An 8,959-nucleotide genomic window follows, 5' to 3' on the forward strand; every position below is an offset into this window, starting at 1 on the left:
GGTCGGCGAGCTGGGCGGCAAACCGACCGGGGTCATCGCCAGGCAGCTCCGGGACCACGCGCCGCACCCCGCTGAGCAGCCCACCCCTCTCAGGCCGCCGTGGCCGTGCGGGTACCGGTCGCGGCGGAGGCCTGGCGTACGTAGCGCTGGCCTGGGCGAGCGAGGTGGCCGCCGACAGGCCGGCCACCGCCGCTCATCCGCTCCTCAGCCCTCGACGACCCCTGCTGAGACCGCTCCTCACGCACAGAACCGCTGGACGTCGGCTGCACCGGCGACCGCGACCGTGCAGAGTGGTCTGCCTCGGCCTCGGTAGCCGGGGAACCGACTGGATCACGCCAATCGTGATCGCCGCGCCACTGACGAGCAGGTGGAACGGACCGCTATCTCGGGCGCCGGCTCACCGACCGCCAGACCGCCGACGTGCTCGAAAATCTCCTGGGGTCCGGCGGGCCCGACGACGAAAAGAGTCCCAAAAGTGTCCCGTGATCTTGCTGCGGTCCGGCGGACGACGCGGTGACCAGGCGGAGGGGTGGGCCCCCGGGGGATCGAACCCCGAACCCGCGGATTAAAAGATCGGGGTCACCGGGCCGCGCGGCCGTCGCACACCCGTTGAGCTGGCGCCGGCGGCGGCGAGCGCGGCTGCGTTGTCCATGGATGACTGGTCCTCATTGACAGAGTCATTGACACGCCATCCTCGACGGGCCCGCAACGCGAGGGCGCCGCACTAGCGTCCGCCTCGGTCATCGTCATCCCCGGCATACCCTCGCGGGCCCACCTGAGCGAGAACCTCGCCGCCACGATCGAGTTGTCTGCCGACGCGCTGGCCAAGCTCGACGGCATCGCGAAGCCTCTAACGACACGGATCCGCGTTCCCGACTATCCGCGGCCAGCGTCCTCCGTCCGGCTGCCGAACTGTGGCTTCATTGACCTGCCGTGCCTCGTGCCGCCCGTCCAGTCGGCGAACCAGAACTGCCAGAACGCGCCACATACGAAGCCCACGTTGACCCGCGAAAGTCAGCGGGCGCCATGCCGCGCCGATCGCCGTGCCCGAACGCTCGAACGACCTGCGCCGTTGACCCTCGTCCACACGTCCCGAAAGGCGATGCGGTTGATTCGACGCCGGTGGTACCTGTTGCCGAGCAGTTCGCGGAGGGGATTGCATCCGCGAACATGGGCAGGCACCTTCGCCGCAGTGTTGAAATCCTCCATCATATCGACGAACTTCATTAGCGGTAGCGCTCGGCTCAGTCGCCGGATATCGGCGTCCGCTGCCAACGTGCGTGCAAGGGCATCCTGGATCGCCACTCTCCAGAAGTCGACGAACTCACGGTGCTCCGGACGGATCGGCATGCCGAGTCTTGGACTCCAGCACCAGACCGGCGATCCAGTGTTCCTCGCCGTGTCGAGAATCGATCTCCTATCAGTCGGGCGCGGACCGCCGTCGAAGACGAGGAGCACGTTCGTACACGACGCATCTCGCATCGTCGAGTTGAATAGATCCAGATCTTGTCGCCGCAGACCTCGACTGCTGCCGTCCTCAGTGAAGAATCTGACGTCTGAAGTATTCCCGTACTTCTCGGCGGCGAACCGCACCATCTCGCGGACGGCGGCCCGGTCGCCCCAGTCCTCGGACCCGACGATCAGGAAACGAGTTCCCTTACGGACGGCCAGCCTCTTCGGTTTCAGGTTCTGCTGTAGGATCGGCGCCTCGGCAATTGGTTCCGGTATCCGGAGCTCTTTCTGGATCTGGCCGGTGTGCAGCACCACCAGTTCGCGGTTCGCGCGGGTGAGGCTGGTATATAGCAGGCCGTGTCGTCCGACGGGTTTCGGGAAGTTCATCGGTTCGACGACAATCGCGGCATCGAACTCGAGCCCTCGCGCCTGCTGCGGGGTCAGCACGCGTACTTGCCGCACATCCTTGACCATGGTGTTCGGGTGCTGCGGGTCGTTGTGGAACCCGGCCCCTCGCAGCGCACGGATCGACTCCGGCGGATGAACGCCGATGACGACCACCGTGCCCTCAGGATGCCGGCCGTGGAGGGCCGACACCTCGTGGACGACTTGTGCGTACAGCCGATCGGCAGCGATCTTCCGCACCCTGGGCGGTTCGCCGCCGGCCTGGAGGGAAACGACCGATCGCTCAGCCTCCGGCAGTAGCCGCGATGCGAATTCCATGATCGCCGCCGACGTGCGGTATCCGCGGTGGAGCGCCACGACTGGCATGTCGTCAACCGCGAGCGACCGGGACACCGATGTCCAGTCCGGATGGCTCAGATCGGAACGCCGCTGATTCAGATCTCCCAGGAGGGTCCAGCGTCCTGTTGGGTTCACGGAGCGGAGGACCGCCCACTCCAGGGGGCTGAGGTCCTGCGCTTCGTCGACCACGACGTGGTCGTACGAGTAAGGGCCCACACCGGCGACAGCTCCGCCGCAGGCGGCGAGGATCTGGAGGTACCTGCGCATTGTCTGAGCGGCGGTGAAGGCGGGGAGTGTTCGGAGGAAGGTGGCGCGCGCGAGGTCCTGCGTCAGGTGGGTACTGCCGACGCGGTTGACACGGAGAGCCTCATAGGTCTTCTCGACGCTGGCAGCGTGCGAGATCGGCTCGTCGAGGTGGCCCTCCTCGCGCAGCAGGTGCACGGCCTCGCATGCGAGGTCGAACAACTCGTCATCGACCTCCCGTCGGTCGTTCGCCTGGGCGTTGTCCAGATTGGCGGAGAGACCCCGAACGTCGAGCATGGCGCTGTCGAGCGACATCGCATCGACGACGCCGGCGCCGCCGTTGAGCTCAGCCAGCACTCCGCGGATGTACTGGACGTAGTGCTCAGTCGGACCGATGACGAGGACGCGGCGGAGCGGGCGTGGCTCGTGCTCCGGATGGACGAGGTAGGCCGCGCGGTGCGCAGCGACGACGGTCTTACCCGTTCCTGGGTGCCCTTCGATGACGAGCGACCGATCCGAAGCGGCAGTAACCATCTCGTACTGGTCCGGCTGCAGCGTCGCGAGAACGCTTGTCAGACGCTCCGTCCGGGGCGCCGAGATCGCGGCGAGGACAGCCCGCTCTGCGCGCATGGGCTTTCGCGCAGGCGCGATCGTCGGTGCCAGCGACACCTGTTGGGGGGAGGTCGGGGGCTCCGCCTCAGCCTCGAGGGCGTGCCGCTGCTCGGGGACAAGAGGTGCCTTCGCGTTGCGCCGCGGCAGCGGACGGCGAGTCGGCGCCTTCGGGATCGCAAGCTTGCGCCGCGCGAACGGCTCCGTTCGACCCTGCGCCGGTCCAGGGTCGTCAAGGTAGTCGATGACCTCGTCACCGCGGCGGCGGAGAAGGGTTCTCCGCGAAGTGACCTGGGAGCACAACTCGTGCTGGCTCCAGCTTGTGAAGAAGGTGCTGGCGATCGGCGCCGCCCAGCTGAACACGACGAGACCGTTCCGGTCGTCGTGGTGGTGGCTGCCGATGTAAAAGTCGGTTCCGTCCAGTATGTCGGTGGGCTCCGCCAGCTCGACGCGGCCGAGGAGGCCATAGACAGGTGCCGGAGCAGGCCTGGGCCCTGGAGCCTGACGGTGGCCCCCGTGAGCCACGGGTAACCGCTGCTGTTGTTCGCTCTGCAGCGCCGCGCGGTAGCGAAGATCGGTCGCACGCTCGTCGGTGATGATGGCGGCATCGCCGTGGGTCATCGGGTGATCTCCAGGTAGCAGACGGCGAGGTACTCAAGACTCAGGTCCACTGAACGTCTCTGCTCGAGGGTGCGCATCGCTTCCCTGTGACGTTCCCGTGCGCGCTTGCGCTGTCCTTCGAAGAGGTGGAGTGCGCCGCGTCCGCGGTCACGCGCGGTCTGCATCCTGCGGTCGATCACGGCCAGCTTGCGCTTGAGCTGCTCGTGCAGGCTCAGTCGTCGTCCCTCGGTGAGGGCGTCCGCCTCGTCGATCCGGCGTTGCTGCTCGACGGTGTGCCGCTCGTCGAGTACGTCGGTGGCACGGACGATCGGGCCTTCCAGTTCCTCGGCGTCGGCGGGATCGTCAGCCGGCCACAACTCCCCGCGTGCGAGTGCGGCCAATAGAGCATCAGACGCCTCCGGAACCACCTGCTGGTTGCTCAGGTCCACCGCCGACCCCCACAGTTCTCGGGTCGCCCGATCCCCGCTCCCTTCGACGCGGGCGAGGACGACCGCATACCGGCCCCGAGGGGCGATGGCATCCCGGTCCGCTACCCGGATGTGTGCGTGCCTCGCCTGCCGGTGTCCTGGTACCGAGATCGCTGCTAGCACGAGCGGGTGGTTCGCGGTGAGGAGGCTCCCTCCGGATGTACGCGCGTTCTCCTGATCAAGAACGAGCGGCAGGTCAGCTTCCTCGCGCAGCGACCGCGCGAGGTCCGCCACCTCTGCGTGCATCCGATGCCCCCGACGGGCCACATCCTGGAGCTGATCGGCCATGACCGCGTTGCCCCGCAAGGTGACCCGGACGTCGTCGATGGTCGCGATCCCCGGTGCGTTCGCTGTCGCCGCCCAATCGTGCAGGAGATGCGCCAGTTCGCGCTGGCCGACGTACCGGCCGCCGCGTACGAGCTCCCGTTCGAGCCCGGTCACGTCGACGTCGTTGCTGACGAGCAGGTCGGCCGCAGCGCCGGCCAGCTTCTCCGCTTCGGCCTTCTTCGCCTCGACAGCCGTGACGAACTGGTCCGCCTTCGCCAGCTTCTGATCGGCGTTGAGTTCGAAGCTGTAGACCGCCTTCTGCAGGGAGGAGAGCTCGGACTGGATGATCGGTTCGAGTGCTCCGATGGCATTCTCGAAGACCCCGATGCGCTCCAGCACGCGGGTGAGGATCTTCTCGTCGATGGTGTAGTCGTTGACGAAGTTGACGACGTGGATCTTCTGCTCGCGCTGCCCGATGCGGTCGATGCGCCCGATGCGCTGCTCGACCTCCATCGGGTTCCACGGGAGGTCGTAGTTGACGACGGCTGAGCAGAACTCAAAGTCGAGGCCCTCGCTCGCAACTCGATTGGCGAGGAGCATGTCGAACGCGCCGCGGCGGAACGCGGCCATCACCTCGCGGCGCTCCTCCCGGGGCACGCCGCCGTGCAGGACCGCGACCCGTGCGTGCGGTGCAAGCCTGCGCCGTAGGTAGGCGAGCGTCGGACGGGAGAAGGTGAACAGCAAGATCTGCTTCCGCTGGCGGAGGAAGCCCTCGACGATCGTCAGCAGCCGATCGAACTTCGAGTCCACACCGTCCGGGACTCTGTGGGCGGCAGCCATGAGCTCCCGGTGTGGAGGCACCGACGACCGCGCCGTCGTGGGTGGGCTCGGATCGTCCTCGTCCTGCACCGCCGCCCACGCATCGGCCTGCCCCACGACGACGTCGCGCGCCGCGGGCAGACATGCGCTGGCCAGGCGCAACGGCATCTGCATCGCGAAGTGGAGGGGCATGCCGACGTCCTCCGCACGCCTGATGCACCATTGCAGGTACTGGTCGTAGAAGACACGCTCGGCCTGGCTCCAGACGACCTCCTCCCGGTGCGGCTCGCGAAGCGCCTTGTTCTCGTCGATCTCTGCCTTGCGGGTACGGGTGATCGCCGACGACAACGCATTCAGGTCAGCGAGATAGCGTCGTGCCTCGACCACGTCCGCCGGTTGCAAGACGTCCCGGCCGATGATCTCCCGCAGGACCGGGTAGTCCGGTCTGCTCATCAGTGCGGCACCGAACTTCATGGTCTTCAGCTCGTCGAGGACGGCGAGGCGGTCCGCACCCGCCGCGCCCCGATCGAGGAGCAGTCGCTCGACGCGGAACAGCACCGCATTGGGTTCCAGCCGCAGCTCCAGGATCCCGGGATCGTCGAAGTCCTCGGGAGCAAGCAGCTCCAGCATGTTCGCCAGGTCGCTGTAACCGAGGTTGACCGGCGTCGCGGTGAGGAACACCCGGGCATCGGCCCAGTCGTTCAGGCGCATGCCGAGGTCATAACTCTTCGTCTCGACGTTGCGCATCTGGTGCGCCTCGTCGACAACGATCAGGTCGAGCTGGGGGGGATCCTCGTCGAACTCCTCAAGGCCCTTCCACGACCTCAGCCTCTCGAGGCTCGTGACGTAGGCGAATCGATTGGGCAGCTTGCCCTTCTGGTGCCGGTCGAGGAACTGGTCGAGGGCCTTCGTGTCCAGCTCGCCGAGCATGAAGTCGAATCGCTGCTCCATCTCGTCCCGCCATTTCGAGACGAGCGAGGACGGTGCGATGACCAGGACGCGGTCGGCGGCGCGGCGGGCCTCGAGCTCCGTCCAGATCAGGCCCGCTTCGATCGTCTTACCGAGGCCCACCTCGTCGGCGATGAGGATGCGTGCGGCGCCGGTGCGCAGCAGCCGCAGTACCGGCTTGAACTGATATGGGCGGAACACCGTCCGCGTGGCACGGAAGGAGAAGATCGTGTCCGTCAGAGACGCGGCGAGCTTGCCCCGGGTCAGCGTGGCACCGAACCGGTCGATCGTCGACGCCGGGCCGAGGATCCACTCAGCTGGACCGCCGTACTCGGGCGCCTCGTCGAGCGCCGACTCGGTCAGGAACTGGGACCGGTTATCGAGGCGTAGCTCGTAACGCCACGTGCCCGCCACGAACTTGCGGCTGCGCACCTCCGCGTCCCTGCCGCCGGCGCGGGTGACGACGGGCTGGCCAACCCCGAAGCGTGGGGCCGCGACGACTGAACCGTCGTCCCACAGGCTCTCTGCCCAATCGTAGGCAGCGGCGAGCGGCGAATCCTCGGTGAGGGCATCGACGTCAACGATCGCGCTGTCACCCGAGCCGACACCGGCGTTGACCACCATGACAATCGTCGAGTCCACTCCGGAGAACCAATAGAGGCCCATCGGCAGCTCGGCCTCCGCTGAGGTGCGGAGCTGTCCTACCGACGCGACGACGTCAGGGATCGCGCCGCCGACGACGAGCAGGCGGTCGAAGCGCATCGTCGCGAGGAGCTCAGTCAGGCCGGTGGGCAGCGGGTGATAACCGAAGGTCCGGGCAACCTGCTCGGCCGACCGAACGAAGCGCCCCACAGTCTTCCTCCACGGGCATCGAGCTGACGAACGAGAAGCCGGGAGCGTCCCGTGCTTGAACATCACTTCGCAACAGGCCGCGCGAATGCGACATTCGTCCCGGTGAATCACCCGTTCGGGTTACTATCCGGCGGCGATTGGCGGCCTGATCGTCGTCACCTGAGATCGCCCTCCTGGAAGCGAGCTGGGTCGATGCACGAGACTGTCGATACGCGTCAAGATGCAGCCGCCCTCGTAGCCCGGTACACCGGCTGGCGCTGGGTCGCCTTCACCGACCGGTGCTCGTGATCAAGAAGATCGCCGTCCCGGTGGCGCCGCGACGATCCGGCAGGTGGCCGAACAGTTCGGTCCGGGCGTGGACTCGATCCACCGGGCCATCACCGAAGCGACTCGTTCACAGCGCCCGGCCCGCACTGACGGCTCAGATGATCACGATACGCTCGCACTCGTGACGTCCGAGTTGAGCGACATCGATATCGGATTCAACGTCAGCTCGGACACCCCGCCTGGTCGTGACCCGGACAGTCACAGCCCGACGTTGCGCGAATATCATCGGCTGTTGTGGAGCAAGCCGCTGCCGGACGGGACGCCCTTCACACTGATGCCGTCCGGACGTGCCCACTACCTGCTGCACGAATCGACTAAGGGGCGATTCTCGCTGTCCAGCGACGCTATCAACAACCAGCACCGGGGCCTGCTCAGCGACGTCTACGGCTCGCGGGCGCAGCAGGTGAACGACGACTTCTGCCGCGCGACGATGACCGTCGGCGGGTACATCCTGTTCCCCGGCGAGCGACTGAACCGCAAGCCGACGATCAACCAACATCGCGGAATGCACCCGCGGATCCGGGATCGCTTCGACCTCACCCTGGAATGCATCCGACGCCACTACACCGGTGAACACAGCCCACTGAGCGAGACACTGGCACGCTATGTGCACTTCTTCGCGCTGTTCGAATCGTTCACCGGCTACGTCGAGCACTTCCTCCTGCACGCCCTCGTCGACGGGAGCGGACAGGTGCGATTCTTCCGTCCATTCGATGGCTTCAACCCGAACCCGCTCCCCACCGAACGGGAGGACTACAATGCCTACCTCGACCGGCAACGCGAGTTCGTCACAACACGCAACGCCCACATAGCCGCCTTCATTCGATCGCGCTGACCTCGGCGATCCCTGCGTATCGCAACTCGTTCGGGTTGTGGCGGCGCGCTGCGCGTAGGAGGACCCACCGTGAGGGTGGCAACGCCGGACCGCCGGACCCGACCTCGCTACCGTGCGCAGATGACGGCTCAGGACAACGCCTTGCCTGGCGAGCCCGGCCCCATAACGGTGCCCCTCGATCGCTTCAGACCTGGGGTTCCGGCCGACACGTGGCCGGCCGGACTCCCCGACGTCGGCATTCTGCGGCGAAACGACGTGTTCGCCGTCGCCGACGCATGGATGGCCCGCAAGAGCACTGCCCGGCAGCTCACCCTCGCTGTGATGCTGTGGGGATTCGGCGGCACCTCCTACGGTCCACACCGGACGCGACAGATCCTTGCCGCCGATCCCGATGGCCTCCGACTCGAAGCGGCGCTCGCCCCGCTGCGCGACCCACTCGACATCGACGACCTACGCGCGGTCTACGTGTCGATGCGGCGCGGCCAGCCGCAGCACGTCCGAGGACTCGGACCGGCGTTCTTCACCAAGCTCATCTACTTCGCCGGGTACCGGCGTGGCGGCGGCGGCGTGCAGCCGCTGATCCTCGACAAACGGGTCGCGTCCCGGCTTCCCGCCGATGCCGGGCCCGCCCGTCGGCGCGACGGCGGGTGGCCGTCGTCGGAGTGGGTTACGTACCTGCGCTGGGCCGCCGAGCAGGCGGAACGATCGACGTTCGGTGGTGAACCGGAGCGCGTGGAGATGGCGCTGTTCAGCAACGAGTGGGCGGCGGGCTCCC

General features: G+C 67.0%; 4 protein-coding genes. 2 read left to right on the plus strand and 2 right to left on the minus strand.

Annotated features, from left to right (window positions below; genetic code table 11):
- Nucleotides 1-1,014 precede the first annotated feature (1,014 nt).
- Together PHY01_RS25675 and PHY01_RS25680 are read right to left on the minus strand one after the other, a co-directional pair.
- Nucleotides 1,015-3,669, minus strand: coding sequence for an AAA family ATPase (locus PHY01_RS25675; RefSeq protein WP_141282799.1), 2,655 nt, complete (start codon nt 3,667-3,669; stop codon nt 1,015-1,017).
- Nucleotides 3,666-7,022, minus strand: a complete 3,357-nt coding sequence (locus PHY01_RS25680; protein ID WP_170183988.1) for a DEAD/DEAH box helicase — start codon at nt 7,020-7,022, stop codon at nt 3,666-3,668. Before PHY01_RS25680 ends, PHY01_RS25675 begins: the two co-directional genes overlap by 4 nt.
- A gap of 331 nt (nt 7,023-7,353) precedes the next feature.
- On the opposite strand from PHY01_RS25680, the gene PHY01_RS25685 reads away from it, so the two are divergent.
- Together PHY01_RS25685 and PHY01_RS25690 are read left to right on the plus strand one after the other, a co-directional pair.
- Entirely contained in the window at nt 7,354-8,184 is an 831-nt protein-coding gene (locus tag PHY01_RS25685) for a DUF6994 family protein (protein WP_141282803.1), read from the plus strand.
- A 120-nt stretch (nt 8,185-8,304) separates the two neighbouring features.
- The coding region (locus PHY01_RS25690) for an 8-oxoguanine DNA glycosylase OGG fold protein (protein WP_141282805.1) at nt 8,305-8,959 on the plus strand (655 nt) is incomplete at its 3' end.

This window comes from Pseudonocardia hydrocarbonoxydans (assembly GCF_006539565.1).
Lineage (GTDB): Bacteria > Actinomycetota > Actinomycetes > Mycobacteriales > Pseudonocardiaceae > Pseudonocardia > Pseudonocardia hydrocarbonoxydans.

Coding starts and splice junctions, on each gene's coding strand:
- PHY01_RS25675 (WP_141282799.1), bottom strand. CDS start 3,669: ATGACCCACGGCGATGCCGCCATCATCACCGACGAGCGTGCGACCGAT.